Annotated in this window: 12 protein-coding genes; 7 read left to right on the plus strand and 5 right to left on the minus strand. The window is 68.9% G+C overall.

The annotated features are described in order from the left end of the window. Positions 1-14 precede the first annotated feature (14 nt). A complete protein-coding gene (locus F4560_RS13150; RefSeq protein ID WP_184919906.1) occupies positions 15-632 on the plus strand; it encodes a TetR/AcrR family transcriptional regulator in 618 nt (205 codons plus the stop codon). Positions 633-653: 21 nt separating this feature from the next. Here the strand turns inward: F4560_RS13150 and F4560_RS13155 are convergent, their stop codons facing one another. After that, positions 654-1613: a hypothetical protein gene (locus F4560_RS13155; RefSeq protein WP_184919908.1), complete on the minus strand. Its 960-nt coding sequence runs from the start codon at positions 1611-1613 to the stop codon at positions 654-656. Between the two features lie 391 nt (positions 1614-2004). Here F4560_RS13155 and F4560_RS13160 point away from each other — a divergent pair, with 391 nt between their 5' ends. From F4560_RS13160 to metG, 3 genes are all read left to right on the plus strand, one after another. Then, a complete protein-coding gene (locus F4560_RS13160) occupies positions 2005-2625 on the plus strand; it encodes an L-threonylcarbamoyladenylate synthase (RefSeq protein WP_184919910.1) in 621 nt (206 codons plus the stop codon). A 112-nt stretch (positions 2626-2737) separates the two neighbouring features. Then, a complete protein-coding gene (locus tag F4560_RS13165) occupies positions 2738-3511 on the plus strand; it encodes a hypothetical protein (RefSeq protein WP_184919913.1) in 774 nt (257 codons plus the stop codon). A 106-nt stretch (positions 3512-3617) separates the two neighbouring features. Beyond that, positions 3618-5123 carry a methionine--tRNA ligase gene (gene metG, locus F4560_RS13170; protein WP_184919915.1) on the plus strand — a complete coding sequence of 502 codons (1506 nt, stop codon included), beginning with the start codon at positions 3618-3620 and terminating at the stop codon, positions 5121-5123. A gap of 45 nt (positions 5124-5168) precedes the next feature. Here metG and F4560_RS13175 read toward each other — a convergent pair whose 3' ends face one another. The 4 genes from F4560_RS13175 to F4560_RS13190 form a co-directional block, all read right to left on the minus strand. Then, positions 5169-6665 (minus strand): chitinase, encoded by a 1497-nt coding sequence (locus F4560_RS13175; protein WP_184919917.1) that lies wholly within the window; start codon positions 6663-6665, stop codon positions 5169-5171. 113 nt (positions 6666-6778) lie between these two features. Further along, positions 6779-8791 carry an APC family permease gene (locus F4560_RS13180; protein ID WP_184919919.1) on the minus strand — a complete coding sequence of 671 codons (2013 nt, stop codon included), beginning with the start codon at positions 8789-8791 and terminating at the stop codon, positions 6779-6781. A 252-nt stretch (positions 8792-9043) separates the two neighbouring features. Further along, positions 9044-10390 carry a HAMP domain-containing sensor histidine kinase gene (locus F4560_RS13185; RefSeq protein ID WP_184919921.1) on the minus strand — a complete coding sequence of 449 codons (1347 nt, stop codon included), beginning with the start codon at positions 10388-10390 and terminating at the stop codon, positions 9044-9046. Then, on the minus strand, positions 10387-11073 hold the full coding sequence (locus F4560_RS13190) for a response regulator transcription factor (protein ID WP_184919923.1): 687 nt from the start codon (positions 11071-11073) through the stop codon (positions 10387-10389). Before F4560_RS13190 ends, F4560_RS13185 begins: the two co-directional genes overlap by 4 nt. A 219-nt stretch (positions 11074-11292) precedes the next feature. Here F4560_RS13190 and F4560_RS13195 point away from each other — a divergent pair, with 219 nt between their 5' ends. From F4560_RS13195 to F4560_RS13205, 3 genes are read left to right on the plus strand one after another with little or no spacing between them, the layout of a single operon-like run. Further along, complete coding sequence (locus F4560_RS13195; RefSeq protein ID WP_312869292.1) at positions 11293-12744, plus strand: MFS transporter; 1452 nt, start codon at positions 11293-11295, stop codon at positions 12742-12744. Between the two features lie 9 nt (positions 12745-12753). After that, positions 12754-13881, plus strand: coding sequence for a hypothetical protein (locus tag F4560_RS13200; RefSeq protein WP_184919925.1), 1128 nt, complete (start codon positions 12754-12756; stop codon positions 13879-13881). A 25-nt stretch (positions 13882-13906) separates the two neighbouring features. After that, a complete protein-coding gene (locus F4560_RS13205; RefSeq protein WP_184919927.1) occupies positions 13907-15082 on the plus strand; it encodes a DUF5624 domain-containing protein in 1176 nt (391 codons plus the stop codon). Positions 15083-15104 lie beyond the last annotated feature (22 nt).

The following is a 15104-nucleotide window of genomic DNA, read 5'->3' on the forward strand; positions in this document are numbered from 1 at the left end:
CTAAAGTGAGAGACGTGACCGGTGGGACGACTCAGTTGCGCGTGGACGCGCAGCACAACCGCGACCGCATCGTCGCCTCCGCGCGGGAGACGTTCGCCGCGGTCGGGCTGGACGTGTCGATGACCGAGATCGCCCGCCGCGCCGGAGTGGGCGTGGCAACCCTCTACCGGCGTTTCCCGACCAAGGAATCGCTGGTCACAGAGGTGTTCGCGGACCAGCTGGATTCCTGCGCGGCGGTGGTGCACGACGCGCTGGACGATCCCGACCCGTGGCGCGGCTTCTGCCGGGTGGTGGCCGAGCTGTGCGAGATGCAGGCGAGGGACCGCGGTTTCAGCGCGGCGTTCCTCAGCGCGTTCCCGAACGCCCTGCCGGTGGACGAGAAGCGCGCGCAGGCCGAGGAGGTGTTGGGCCGGCTGGTGGCGCGGGCGAAGGAGTCCGGCCGACTGCGCCCGGACTTCGCCCCCGAAGACCTGATCCTGGTGCTGATGGCCAACAACGGTCTCGTCACCGACTCGGCGGACGCCACCGCGGCCGCCTCCCGCCGCCTGGTCGCCTACTTCATCCAGGCGTTCCAGGCCGACGGCCCACTTCCCCCACCGGTCCGATTGGACCTGCGGGAGGCGATCGGCTGACCCCGGCGTGTCCGGACGCGGTCAGCGCGCGCTCCACTCCGTCGCGAGTTGGGTCGCCAACTTCAGGTTCGCCGCCGCGGCGGGCTCTGTGCGCCGCCCGTACCCGCACGCTGCGGCGACACCGGCAACAGGCCGGCCGAGAGCGTCCACAGTCAACTTCAGCGCCTGACGCGTCTCGTCGGGATTGTCCTCGGCCACCACCCCCGCGATGATCTCCACACCGGGCCGCAGGCCGCGCAACGCGTCGAAGAACGCGGGATCGGTGGACGGCGGGCTGTCACCGCTGGCGATGGGCAGGTGCACGGTCGGCATCGGGACGCCCCGCTCGGCCAGCACGTCGACCAGCGCGTTGAGGAACACCACCGCCGAACGCAGGTCGGTCGGCGTGAACACGGGCACGTGCTCCAAGTCGCCGTAGCAGAGGTGCAGCACCCAACGGGTGTCCGGCGCGGCGGCGAGCACCTCGGCGACCTGCGCGGTGATCCGACCGGTCACCACCGGCCAGGCCGGCTCCGGCGTGAGGTGGTACGCGACCAGCACGGCCGGCGTCTCCAGCTGCAACTGCAACCGGTCACCCCACCTGGCGACCAGCCCGACGACCTCGTCCACCACCGCTGCCTGCACGACAGGCAACCATTCGCAGCCCGCCTCCATCGAGCCGAACGCGAAGATGGCCAGGTCCAGCGCGTTGGGGATGCCGACCTGCACCCGCAGCGACCCGGCCGTGCCGAGCCGTTCGAGCGCCGCGAACGCCGCGTCCGCCTGGTCGACCCGGGCGAGGCCGATGTCCTCCGACCGCAGCAGGTGCCCCGGCCGGACGCGGTAGTACGGCATGTCGTCGTAGCCACGGCTGTCCCCGCCGCGAACCTGGTCGAGCGCCGGCAGTGACGCCAGGTGGTAGGTGAGCCAGTCGATGATCCAGCGTGGATCCCGGTCCCACGGCAGGGCGGTCAGCGTTGCGCCGTCACGATGTCCGAGCACCCAGCCCATGGAACTGGCGGCGTCGTTACACAGTGGGCGCGGCAGCGAGCCTACGAGATGGACGGGAAGTGAGCAGCCTTCAGGTGACTTTTCGTTGCTGGACATGAGTGTTGTTCTGCTTTCGATCCGAGTGGAGCGTCAGGCGCCGGGGACGGCACGTGATCTCCGCACTCGAATCCCCGGCACTGGAGCCATCTTCACCACACGCGGCCGACCACGTCCACTTAGGACGATCAACGCTAGCCGACCGTGCGGTTCATCCACGCGAACGTGTGAATCGGTTCCGAACCACCCTCACATTGACGACGACAGCCACGCCCGACCAGGCCGACGGCGGCGAGCAGCCCGGGGCATTCCCGCAGGCCGCGACCGGAGAGACTAGGCTCCGCGCATGGCGAGGTACTTCGACGTTCACCCGGTGAACCCCCAGCGCAGGTCCATCGACCAGGCGGTCGCGCTGATCAAGGCGGACGGGCTGATCGCCTACCCCACCGACTCGTGCTACGCGCTCGGCTGCCGGTTGGGCAACAAGGCGGGCCTGGACCGGATCCGGCAGATCCGGCAGCTCGACGACAAGCACCACTTCACCCTGATGTGCCGTGACTTCGCCCAGCTGGGCCAGTTCGTGCACGTGGACAACGCGGTGTTCCGGGCGATCAAGGCGGCGACGCCGGGCAGTTACACGTTCATCCTCCCGGCGACCACCGAGGTGCCGCGCCGGTTGATGCACGCGAAGAAGAAGACAGTCGGCGCGCGCATCCCCGACCACCCGGTGGCGCTGGCGCTGCTGGAGGAGCTGGGCGAGCCGCTGCTGTCGAGCACCCTGCTGCTGCCCGACCAGGAGGAGCCCCTGGTGCACGGCTGGGAGATCAAGGAACGGCTGGACCACGTGGTCGACGCGGTGCTCGACGCGGGCGACTGCGGCACCGTGCCGACGACCGTGGTCGACTTCTCGCAGGGTGACCCGGAGGTCGTGCGGCACGGCGCCGGCGACCCGTCCCGCTTCGAATAGCCCGGCTCGGACCGCGCGAACAGATCAACGCTGTTGCGCCGCTCAGAGGTATGGGAGCGTTCCCAGAACAGATAGCTTCCTGCTGCCCCCCTCAGCGCAGAAGGAGCTACCCGTGCGGAAACGGTTGTCCTCGGCGGTCCTCGCCGTCCTGCTGTCGGTCGTCGCCCTCCCGGCCGCGACCGCTTCCAGCCCCGCCGACCACCGGCTGAAGACCTGCGACCGTCCCGGCCTGCTGTTCTGCGAGGACTTCCAGCACGTGCCGACCGGCGCGGGCACGAGCCTGAAGTGGGGTGTCGACACCAGGAACGGCTCGCTGGAGGTCGAACGCGACCGGCGCGGCCAGAAGGTGCTGCACGTGCGCGCCGAGGGCAACGGCCGGGCGTTCCTCAAGGTGGACGACTTCGCCGCGCCCGGCAACAGCTTCTACGGCCGGGTCCGGGTGAAGGTGGCGGAGTTCCCGGACCAGCCGGACTGGGCGCACTACACGCTGATCGAGGCCACCGGCGACGGGCCCGAGGTGGTGCGCCCGCTGGGCGGCCAGTACGTGCCGCCGCTGGACAAGGCGCTGTGGGGTGTCGGCGCGGACGGCGGACCGACCGGCGACTGGACCAACTGGCGTGAGTCGGCGCCGTCCAAGGCCGGTGTGTGGCAGTGCGTCGAGTGGCGGATGGACGCCGCGGACAACCGGATCACGCTGTGGTTCGACGGCGTCGCGAACCCGGACCTGACCGTGTCGACCCGTGAGCACGGCGGCAACCAGGTCGACTTCCTGTTCCCGAAGTTCGACACGGTGAAGCTCGGCTGGCAGCTCTACCAGCCCAACGAGGGCAGCTACGACATCTGGATGGACGACATCGCGCTGGGCACCCACCGCCTCGGCTGCTAGGACCCGGGCTGCCGGGGACACCGCTGCCGGAGACACCGCCGGCAGGGAACCCGGACAGGCGATAACGACGCGCGGGACTGGCGGCGGCACTGCTAGCGTCGCCGCCATGTCGTCGCGGTTCTACGTGACCACCGCAATCCCCTACGTCAACGCCCGCCCGCACCTCGGATTCGCGTTGGAGCTCGTGCAGGCCGACGTGCTGGCCCGGCACCACCGCCTGCGCGGCGCCCGGGTGCGGTTCCTGACCGGCACCGACGACAACTCGCTGAAGAACGTGCTGGCCGCCGAGGCGGAAGGTCTGTCGACGGCGGAGTTGGTCGACCGGAACTCGGCGGCGTACGCGGCGTTGCGCGAGCCGCTGGCGTTGTCGTTCACCGATTTCATCCGCACCAGCCGCGACGCCAGGCACCGTTCCGGCGTCGAACGGCTGTGGCGGGCCTGCGCGGACGCCGGCGACATCTACCGCACGCACTACGAAGGCCTGTACTGCGTCGGCTGCGAGCAGTTCTACACGTCCGCCGAACTGGTGGACGGCAAGTGCCCGGAGCACGACGTCGAACCACAGCTCGTGGCCGAGGAGAACTGGTTCTTCCGGTTGTCGCGCTACGCGGACCGGCTGCACGACCTGATCGCCGGCGGCACGATCCGGGTCGAACCGGCCTCGCGGCGCAACGAGGTCCTCGGGTTCATCGCCGCCGGGCTGCGGGACTTCAGCATCTCCCGGTCGCGAACGCGCGCCCACGGCTGGGGCATCCCCGTGCCGGACGACCCGGACCAGGTCGTCTACGTGTGGTGGGACGCTCTGGGCAACTACATCACCAGCCTGGGCTACGGCGAGGGCGGCTCGAACTACCGGCGCTGGTGGGTGGAGAACGACCGGCGCGTGCACGTGATCGGCAAGGGCGTGCTCCGCTTCCACGCGGTGTACTGGCCGGCCATGCTGCTGTCCGCGGGCGAGCCGCTGCCGACCGACGTCCTGGTGCACGACTACCTCACCACCGACGGCCGCAAGATCAGCAAGTCGGCCGGTGACGTGGTCGACCCGGTGGGCCTGGCCGACCGATACGGGGCGGACGCGGTGCGGTGGTGGCTGCTCCGCGAGGTGCCCCGCGTCGGTGACGCCGACTTCACCGTCGCCCGACTCGTCGCCCGCGCCAACGACGACCTGGCCAACGGCCTGGGCAACCTCGTCAACCGGGTCACCGTCATGGCCCACCGCTACCGGGACGGGCGACCACCCGTGTGCGCCGGGCCGGACGCGGGCGCGGAGCCGTTGGCCACGGCGTGCCGGGAGTGCCCGGACCTCGTCCACGCAGCCCTGACCGACTTCGACTTCAGGCGTGCCGCGGCGGCGGTGTGGCGGATCGTGGAGGAGGCCAACCGCTACATCGAGCGCGTTCGGCCGTGGGAGCTGGCCCGAGCGGAACGCGGTGGTGACGTCGGCGCGGGACGGCGGCTGGACTCCGCCATCGCGGCCCTGCTGTCGGCTTGCCGGGTCCTGGCCACCGAGCTGACCCCGTTCATCCCGACCTTGGCCGCGCGGATCTCCGGGCAGTGCGTCACGCTGTCGGACCGGCTCCCCCAACCACAACCCCTGTTCCCCCGCCTGTGAACGCGGACGGACCCGCCGGGTGGCACCCCGGCGGGTCCTCAGCGGCTACCGGGGCAGGTACGCCCGGTGCGAACGGGAGAACTCGAATCCGTTGTAGCGGTCCCAGTTCACCGACCACGTCATCAGCCCGCGCAAGTCCGGGTACACGGCCTTCGGCTTGTACGTGCCGCAGTTCGCGCCCTTCATCAGGCAGTCCAACGACTTGTGCACCTCCGCGACCGACGTGAACCCGTTGCCCGCGTTGACGCTCGCCGGCAACCCGATGGCCACCTGGTCCTGCCGCAGCCCCGGGAAGAACTTCGTCGCGTCACCGCGCACCGGGAAGCCCGCCAGCACCATGTCCGCCATCGAGACGTGGAAGTCGTGGCCGCCCATGAAGTGGTACTGGTTGTCCAGGCCCATGATCGGGCCGGAGTTGTAGTGCTGGACGTGCAACAGGGTCAGGTCGTCGCGCAGCGCGTGGATCACCGGCAGGTACGCGCCCGCCCGCGGGTCCGCGCCGCCGCTGCCGCCGTAGTGCTGGTAGCCGATCTGCACGAAGAACGTCTCCGGGGCCATGGTGAGGACGAACTTCGCGCCGTAGCGGGCTTTCAGCGTCTTCAACGCCTGGATCAGGTTGACGATCACCGGGCTGGTGGGGGCGCGGAAGTCGGTGTCGTTGGCGTTGAGGGACAGGGAGTGGCCCTCGAAGTCGACGTCCAAGCCGTCCAGGCCGTACTTGTCGATGATCGCCGACGCCGAGCGGACGAACGCGTCACGTGCGGCCGTGGTCGACAGCTGCACCTGGCCGTTCGCGCCGCCGATCGAGATCAGCACCTTCTTGCCCTTGGCCTGCTTCTCCCGGATGCCCGCGATGAACTCGGCCTCGGACTCGACGTTCGGGCACTCGGCGACCGGGCACTGGGCGAAGCGCAGGTCGCCGGAGGTCGCGGAGGTGGGTTCGGCGAAGGACAGGTTGACGATGTCCCAGTCGTCGGTGACGTCCTTCATGCGGATGTAGCCGGAGCCGTTGGCGAAGCTCGCGTGGAGGTAGCCGACCAGGACGCGTTTGGGCAGCCCGGTGGCCGGTGGCGTGGTCGTGGTCGTGGTCGGCCCGGTTGTCGTGGTCGTGGTCGTGGTGGTGGTGGTCGTTGTAGTCGTCGTCGACCCGGCGCACGACGCGCCGTTGATCTTGCAGTTGGCCGGCGACGCGGTGCCCGAGGCGTTGAAGCCGAACGTCACCGTGGCGCCGGGCGCGACGCTGCCGTTGTACTCCCGGTGGGTGAACGTGTAGTGCCCGGCGGCGTTCGTCTGCAACGAGTCCCAGTAAGCGCCGACCGCCGACCCGGCGGGCAGGTCGAACTCGACCTTCCACCCCGAGATCGACGCGCTGGTCCCGTTCTTGATCGAGAACTGCGCCGTGTAGCCGGTCTCCCAACTCGCGGTCTTGGTGAACGTCGCGGTGACCGAGGCGGCGTACGCGGGCGTGAAGCCCACCGCCGCCGCGCCGACCACCAGCGCCGCCACCACCGCCGCCCTGGCGAACAGGACTTTGCGCGACATCGTTCTCCTCCTAGTGGTGGCGGCCTCCAGGTCGTGTGGGGAATTGGACTAGACCAGTGAGCACCCTGTCAAGGGAGGATCGGCTCGCCAACCCGACCGATGCGCGTCCCGACTCACGGTTCTTGCCGGTCGCCGTTCTTCGAGTAGATGCCGCGGCGGATGGCTCCTGGCGCCGGCGTGGTGCGGTCGTGGACCTTCGCGGAGGAGGCGAGTTGCCAGGGGACGCTGGTGACCATGACACCGGGTTCGAACAGGAGTCGGCCTTTGAGGCGCAGTGCGCTCTGGTTGTGCAGGAGTTGTTCCCACCAGTGGCCGACGACGTATTCGGGGATGAAGACGGTGACGACGTCGCGGGGGTTGTCGGTGCGAATGCGCTTGACGTAGTCGAGGACCGGTTTGGTGATCTCGCGGTAGGGCGATTCGACGACCTTGAGCGGGATCGAGAAGTTCTGCTTGTTCCACTCGGCGACGAGGTGCCGGGTGTCCTGGTCGTCGACGTTGACGGTGACGGCTTCGAGCCGGTCCGGTCGCAGCGCTTTGGCGTACGCGAGGGCGCGTTTGGTGGGTCGGTGCATCCTGGACACCAGCACGATCGCGTGGTTGCGGGAGGGCAGCCTGATCGGCGGGTCGTCGTCGTCTTCCTGCAGTTCCTCGCCGACCCGCTGGTAGTGGCGGCGGATCGCGCTCATCAACGCGTAGATGGCGGCCATCGCGGCCAGTGAGATCCACGCGCCCTGGGTGAACTTGGTGATCAGGATGACCGCGAGCACCAGGGCGGTCATTGCGAAGCCGAAGGCGTTGACCGCCTGGGAGCGGCGCATCCGTCGCCGTGCCGCGGGGTCGGTTTCGGTGCGCAGCAGTCGGGTCCAATGGCGGATCATGCCGCTCTGGCTGATCACGAACGACATGAACACGCCGACGATGTAGAGCTGGATCAGCCGGGTGACCTCGGCGTCGAAGGCCACGACCAGGACGATGGCGAACCCTGCCAGGAACACGATGCCGTTGGAGAAAACCAGCCGGTCGCCGCGGGTGTGCAGCTGGCGGGGCAGGTAGCGGTCCTGGGCGAGGATGGAGCCGAGCACCGGGAAGCCGTTGAACGCGGTGTTCGCGGCGAGCACCAGGATCAGGCCGGTGAAGAAGATGACGTACCAGGTCGCGGGTGGGAATCCGGCGAACACGGCGTTGGCGAGCTGGGCGACCAGGGTCTTCTGCTCGTAGTCGGCGGGCGCCCCGATCAGCTGGTGGGCCGGGTCCTCGGCGACCTGGGCGCCCGTGAGCCGGGCCAGCATGATCAGGCCGAGGAACATGGTGATGGCCAGCACGCCCATCATCAGCAGGGTGGTCGCGGCGTTGCGGCCCTTGGGTTTGCGGAACGCGGGCACGCCGTTGCTGATCGCCTCCACCCCCGTCAACGCGGCGCTTCCGGAGGAGAACGCGCGCAGGATCAGGAACGCGAACCCGAGCCCGGCCAGGCTCCCGTGCTCCTCCACGAGCTCGAAGTCGGCACTCTCCGCCCGCACGTCCCCGCCCAGCACGTACACGCGCACCAGCGACCACACGATCATGGCGAGGATGCCGAAGACGAAGGCGTAGGTGGGGATGGCGAACGCGGTGCCGGACTCCCGCACACCCCGCAGGTTCATGGCGGTGAGCACGACGATCGCCCCGACCGCGAACTCCACCTTGTGCGACGCCACCAACGGCACGGCCGAGCCGATGGTGGACGCGGCCGAGGCGATCGACACGGCGACGGTCAGCACGTAGTCCACGAGCAGTGCGCTGCCGACCACCAGACCCCACCGCGGTCCGTGGTTGACCGTGGCGACCTCGTAGTCGCCGCCGCCGGAGGTGTAGGTGCGCACGTTCTGCCGGTAGGAGGCCACCACGGCGGCCATCACCACGGCGACCAGCAGCGCGATCCACGGGCTGAACACGTACGCCGACGCGCCCGCGACCGAGAGGACCAGCAGGATCTCCTCCGGCGCGTACGCCACGCTGGACATCGGGTCGGACGCGAACACGGGCAGCGCGATGCGCTTGGGCAGCAGCGTGTGGGACAGGCGGTCGCTGCGAAACGGCCGCCCGACCAAGAGCCGCTTGGTGACGGAGGCGAGCTTGGGCATGAGGGCAGGGGCCTAAGTGTCTCGGTCCAGCGTGGAGACGCCTGGACTTGTAAGAGCAGGATGTGGTCGTCCGCGCGTTCGTCGACCGTCCAGCGCCGCGCCGGGGCTGTCGGACACAGCTCGCGGGCCGGAAGCGTCCGCGCAGACATGCTCCCGACCTCTGCGGCGGACCTTAGCGGGCTCAGCCGTCCCGACGACGCCTGTAGCCCGGTTCCTTACGCGACCCTGATGCCGGAGCCTGCCAGGCCGACGTCAGCAACCGGGCAGGAGCCGGCCGGAAGCGATGGTGAAGCCGATCGTCGCTCCGCCACCGGCCCGGTTCCTGGCGAAGGTGGTCCCGTCGTGAGCCTCGGCAATGCCGGCCACGATGGCCAGGCCGAGACCGGAGCCGGGTAGCGACCGCGAGGCGTCCGCGCGGTAGAACCGGTCGAAGATCCTGCCGAGGTCCTCGGCGCCGAGGCCGGGTCCGCGGTCTGACACGGCGATCGTGCCCGCGCGGACCTCGACGTCGATCGGACCGGCGCCGTCGGTGTCGAACTTCGCGGCGTTCTCCAGCAGGTTGCCGACGGCGCGTTCCAGGGCGAGGCGCTGTCCGCGCACCCGTGTCCGGTCGGACTCGACGTTGATCTCGCGTTCGGTCCGGCGCTGTGCACGTGCGGCCGCGTTGCGGACGACTTCGGCGAGTTCGACGTCGGTCTCCTCCTCGTCGGTCCCCCTCGCGAGTGCCAGTGCGATCAGTTCGTTGACGAGGTGGGAAAGCTCCCTGGTCTCGCCCTCGACGTCGGCGAGCAGGCGCGCGCGGGACTCCGGCCGGAGCTGATCGAGACGGTGTAGCACGGTGGCGTTGGTGCGCAGGCTCGTGAGGGGCGTGCGGAACTCGTGCGCTATGTCCTGGATCAGTCGTTCCTGCGCTTCCCGCGAGTCCGCGAGCCTCCGCAGCATGGTGTTGAACGACGACGACAGCCGCGCCACCTCGTCCCGCCCCTCCACGGGGACCTCACCTGCGCCAAGACCGGTGGCGCTGACCTCCTCGGCGATCGCGGTCAACCGGACCAGTCGACGGGTGATCCGGCGAGCCAACACCCAGCCAAGGCCGGCGGCGACCGCGGTCACGAGCAGCGTGAGCAGGGCGATCTCCTTCGCCAGCCCGCTCATCACCTGTCGTGACCGGTTCACGTCGATGCCGACCTGGACCGCACCGGCGCCGTCTCCCAGGGACGTGGTCAGCACCCGGTAGGTGTCGTGCCGCACGATCACTTCCGCGGTCCTGGTAGCGCCACGTGCGGATTCGGCGGCGAGAGCGCGGTCGGCGTCGCTGACGGGGAAGGTCACGGCGCGTCCGCCGAGCGGTGTGACGCCGCCGCCGGGTTCGATGCGCTGCGCGGTCAGCCGTCCCTCGTCGCCGGTGACATCGCTGACCGGGTGGTGCAGCACCCCGTGGTGTCCGTCGATGACGGCGGTGGAGGCTGTTTGCAGGCCGCGGTTCACCTCATCGACCACGCGCTCGACCGCCGAGTGGAAGCCGAGCACGCCGACCACCCCCGCCACGAACGCGGCGACGAGGGCGAAGGCGAGGGCGAGCCGGGTGCCGAGGTTCACGGGTGCCGCACCGTGTACCCGACACCGCGCACCGTGTGGATCACGGACGAGGCGCCCGCCGCCACCAGCTTGCGCCGCAGGTAGCCGACGTAGACCGCCAGGTTCTTGGAGTCCCCGCCGAAGTCGAAGCCCCAGATCCGGTCGTAGATCGTCGCGTGGTCGAGCACGACCCCCTCGTTGCGCATGAGCAGCTCCAGCAGGTCGAACTCGGTCTTGCTCAGGTTCAGCTCGGTCGACGCCCACCACGCGCGTCGACTGGCCGGATCGAGCCGCAGCGCCCCGACGGACAGGGCACGATCGCCGGTGTCCTCCGTCGGGACCGCCCTGCGCAGCAAGGCGCGCAGCCGCGCCAGGAGTTCATCGAGTTCGAAGGGCTTGGGCAGGTAGTCGTCGGCGCCCGCGTCGAGACCGGCGACCCGGTCGGAGGTCTCGACCCTCGCCGTGAGCATCAGCACCGGCACCCGGTCACCTTCCGCTCGCAGGAGCCGGACGACGCCGAGCCCGTCGAGCTCGGGCATCAGCACGTCCAGCACGAGGACGTCGAACTTCTGCCGACGGACTCGGGTCACCGCCTTCACGCCGTCGTCGACGTCCACGACGGCATAGCCCTCCAGCTCCAGCGCGCGAACGAGCGACTCACGAATCGCACGGTCGTCATCGGCGATCAACACGGTGCATGTCATCCAGTTCCTTCCCCCATCTCGACCATTGCCGATGATTCTCACGGAGAGACTCACCGCACTGCACGAAAGTTTGCCCTGAGAACGGTAGGAACCTGGTGAGAATCCACGGTAATGGGCGCTTCGGCATTGCCGGCCGGTGCGGACGATTCCTACATTCGGTTGCACGAGCGAGCACTTCTCACGCTGTCTGCGTGTGCCGCACCTCACCGAAGGAGTTTCGTGGATACCACCATGAGCGCCCACGGCCCGCCGGGCACGCCACAACACACGCGGTGGAACCCACGGCTCGTCGGGCAGATCGCCGCGTTGCTCCTGGCGAACATCACGGCGGACTCGGTGATCGTGATGCCCCTGTTGGTCCTGCCGCAGATGCTCGACCACTTCGACACCGGCCAGGCGGCGTGGATCAGCTCCACCGCGATGCTCGCGGGTGCGATGTGGGCGCCGCTGTTCGGCAAGAGCGCCGACATCCACGGCAAACGCCGGATGCTGACGGTCGCGTTGCTCGTCACCTGCGGTGGCGCCTTGGTATGCCTCACCGCGCCCACCCTCTGGATCTTCGTGCTCGGGCGCATGCTCCAGGGGGCCGCCGTGGCGGCGGTGTTCCTGACCGTCTCGATCGTCCGCGACCTCTGCGCACCACGGATCGCGATGCCCGCGGTGGGAGCGGTGACCACCTGCGCGGGAGTCGTCGGGATCTCTTTGACCGCAAGCGTCGAACGGCTCGCGGCGGAGTCCGGGTTCCGGGTCGTGTTCGTGGCCTCGGCGGTGTTCTCGGTCGTCGCGGTGACCTGCATCCGCGCCTTCGTCCCGGAATCGGAGTCGAGGACGCCGGGACGGGTCGACGTCGCGGGAACGCTCCTGCTCGGCGGAGGCCTCGTCGCGGTGCTCGGCTACATCAGCCTCGGTACGGACATCGGCTGGCTCAGTGCCGGCGCGCTCGCGCTGCTGGGCGTCGGCGTCGCGGCGCTGACCCGGTGGTACCTGGTCTCCAGCCGGGTTCCCGAGTCGGTGATCGACATCAGGAACCTCGGCCGGCCGATGGTGCTCACACTGCTCGTGGTCGTGCTCGCCACCGGCGCGGGGCAGAGCATGGACCAGCTCCTCAGCCTCATCGCCCAGGTCTCCTCGGACCGGGGGCTCGGCTACGGGCTCGACGCCCAGGGCTCGCTCGCCCTGCTCTTCGGCTTGCCCGCCATCGGGATCATGGCGGGAGGACTGCTCTCGGGCTGGCTCGCGGCCCGCACCGACCCGGCCGTGGCTCTGGCCGGAGGCGTGCTGGTGGGCACCGCGGGAGCCCTCGGGATGTTCATCGGCGCGTCCTCGTTCCCGGCCGCCATCTCCTTCGCCGTCCTGCTGAACCTCAGCATGGGATCACTGGTGGCTTCCGGGTTCAACATGGCGGGAGCCCTCACACCACCACACCGCCAAGGCGTGATCGCGAGCATGGTCGCGGTCACGAGCGCGATCGGCTCGGTGGGGGTCAGCTTCATCGGCGCGGCAGTCCTGTCCGCCACGAGCGACGTGGTCGACGGGACCACGGTCAACTCCGCCACAGGCGTGTACAGCTACATCGCGACGGCGGCCGGACTGTTCATGGTCGCCGCTGTGCTCGCCATCCTGCTGCTCGCTCAGCGGCGCACTGAACATCCACAAAGGACCAACCGTTAAGGAGTTTCCGTGTCAATCACCGACCCAAATCACCCGAAAGCGAACATCCTCTCGGTCCACCAGCGTCTCGCCACGTCCGGCGCTCGTAGCGCGCACGTTTTCCGAACCGACCACGGGCTGCACCTCGTCGTTCCGCAACTGGCCGAAGACGTGCCGGGACAGGCCGCGGACATGAACGGCGGCAATGCCGACGTGGACGCCATCCTCTACCGCTGGCAAGGAGCGCAGTTCGTAGAGGTGAACCGCCTGCCCTGCCCGAGCGGTGAGGACGCGCTGACCTTCCGCAGCGGAGGGAAGACCTACCTGGCGTTCGCCAACCTCCGCACCGGAAAAGGCCCCTACAACACCGACGTCGACTCACTCATCTACCGCGAGGACGACGACGGGAAGTGGATTGTCGACGAGACCCTGCCCACCTTCGGCGCAAAACAGTGGCACCACTTCTCCATCGACGACCGCGAATTCCTGGCACTGGCCCAGGGGTTGACCATGCCCGGCCTCTCACCCCAGGGCCATGGACGCTCGGTCATCTTCGAGCGCATCGACGGACGGTGGCAGGAGTTCCAGGTCCTGGGCGGGCGCTGGGGCTACAACTGGGACTACTTCCGCGTCGCCGGACACCATTTCCTGGGCTATGCCGACCACATTTCGCCCAGTGTCGTCTACCGCTGGGACGGGAATTCCTTCATCCCGTACCAGACGTTCGGCGAACGTTTCGGCCGGAGTTTCCTGCACTTCTCGCAGGACGGCGAGGAGTGGCTCGCTTTCGCGTGCATCAACGGCGAATCGACGCTCCACCGCTGGAACGGTGAACTCTTCGAGCCCCACCAGTCACTCGGCGGTGTCGGAGGCCGCGAGTTCGAACTCTTCCGGCACGGCGACGACCTGTTCCTCGTCCGTGTCTGCTTCGTCCAGGGAAGGCCGCCCGTGGCCAAGACCGATCTGATGTCCCAGCTGTACAGGTGGGACCACGGCAAGTTCGAAGTGGTCGAGGAGTTCCCCACCTTCGGCGGAACCGACGCGAGCTTCTTCGAGGCCGACGGCAAGAGCTTCCTGGTAGTCGCCAACAGCCTCACCGCGGACGGGCGGTTCCGTCAGGACAGCATCGTCTACGAACTCTCACTCGACAACGCCTGACCCACACCGAACAAGGAGAAATTCGATGCGATACCAGCCCAACTCGCACTTCATGCGGCTGTTCGAGCTGTTCACCTCGGCCCCGGACAGCATCGGCCAGAACCTCCAGCGGCAACTGGGCGCGGCCCACTCCGAAACACCGTTGCTGGTGGCGACGGGCACCGACCTGGTGCTGTTCCCGGGCGGCGGACGCCCGCCCGCGACGGTCAACTTCAGGAAGGGCACCCGCGGGTTCTTCGAGATCACCGCGGTCTCGCACCTCGGCCTTGCGATCCCCTACCTGGCCCGGCTGCGCGAACTCGGCCACCCCGGCTGGGAGGCCGACGCCAGGGAGCTCATCGCGCAATGCCGCGTCGTCCAGGACTTCAACAACGTCTCGTACTGGCGTGACGAGGTCGCGGTCACCGCGTGGCGGGGGCACGAGGAGAAGATCACCGACCTCGTCGACTACACCTGTGCGACCACCGCGGACTACCTGGAACGCGCGCTCGTGAACCCGGAACTCCTGGACTTCGAGTACCTGCGCGCGAACCTGCTCGACGGCGACGGGCCGAACGCGGTACCCGTGCCGTTCAACGACATGATGGCGGCGACGTTCGCCCTCGCGGCACTGGACGCGGTCCACCGGACCTTGAAGTGGCTCCACGAGCAGCCCATCGACTGGGCCCGGCTGATGGTGATCGTCGCCGGTCGTGCCGGGCGTTTGAGCGCGGGCCTGACCTGGCAGACCAACAACGTGTGCCCGATCCTCTACGAGGCGTCGGAGCGGAAGCTCGACCCGGCTCGGCTGATCATCGCCCCGTTCGCGCCGACCGTCGAGATCGAGGAGCTCGCCGACAGCGAGGCGTGCGCCCGGGCCGAGTCGCTGTACCGCAGGCTCTGGTACAGCTCCATGTCGTCGGCGCAGATGAGCGGTCTCATGTGGCCGAACTACCCGGCCTTCGAGAAGAGGATCGACCAGTCGCCCGTGGTCGACGAAGACACCAAGGTGGTCAACGCCATGCCGGTCGTCCGGTCGGTCCACGACAAGCGGGCCATCGTGACCCGGCTGCGCTACGTCATGGAGGACCCGGCCGCGCAGATCGCGACCGCCGGCTCGCAGTTCATGCTCGACCAGTTGAGCGCCAACGGAAACAGGCCCGAACTGGTCGAGCTTCCCGGGTTCACCTACACCACCTACCCGGCCGGATCGCGGAGGTAGGGCTCGCCCGCGAGCCAAGGGC

It is taken from the genome of Saccharothrix ecbatanensis (assembly GCF_014205015.1).
GTDB classification, from domain to species: Bacteria; Actinomycetota; Actinomycetes; order Mycobacteriales; family Pseudonocardiaceae; genus Actinosynnema; species Actinosynnema ecbatanense.

Excerpts from the sequence above, each read along its gene's own strand:
- F4560_RS13205 (WP_184919927.1), top strand. The coding sequence starts at position 13,907 with ATGCGATACCAGCCCAACTCGCACTTCATGCGGCTGTTCGAGCTGTTC.
- F4560_RS13160 (WP_184919910.1), top strand. The coding sequence starts at position 2,005 with ATGGCGAGGTACTTCGACGTTCACCCGGTGAACCCCCAGCGCAGGTCC.
- metG (WP_184919915.1), top strand. The coding sequence starts at position 3,618 with ATGTCGTCGCGGTTCTACGTGACCACCGCAATCCCCTACGTCAACGCC.
- F4560_RS13190 (WP_184919923.1), bottom strand. The coding sequence starts at position 11,073 with ATGACATGCACCGTGTTGATCGCCGATGACGACCGTGCGATTCGTGAG.
- F4560_RS13175 (WP_184919917.1), bottom strand. The coding sequence starts at position 6,665 with ATGTCGCGCAAAGTCCTGTTCGCCAGGGCGGCGGTGGTGGCGGCGCTG.
- F4560_RS13180 (WP_184919919.1), bottom strand. The coding sequence starts at position 8,791 with ATGCCCAAGCTCGCCTCCGTCACCAAGCGGCTCTTGGTCGGGCGGCCG.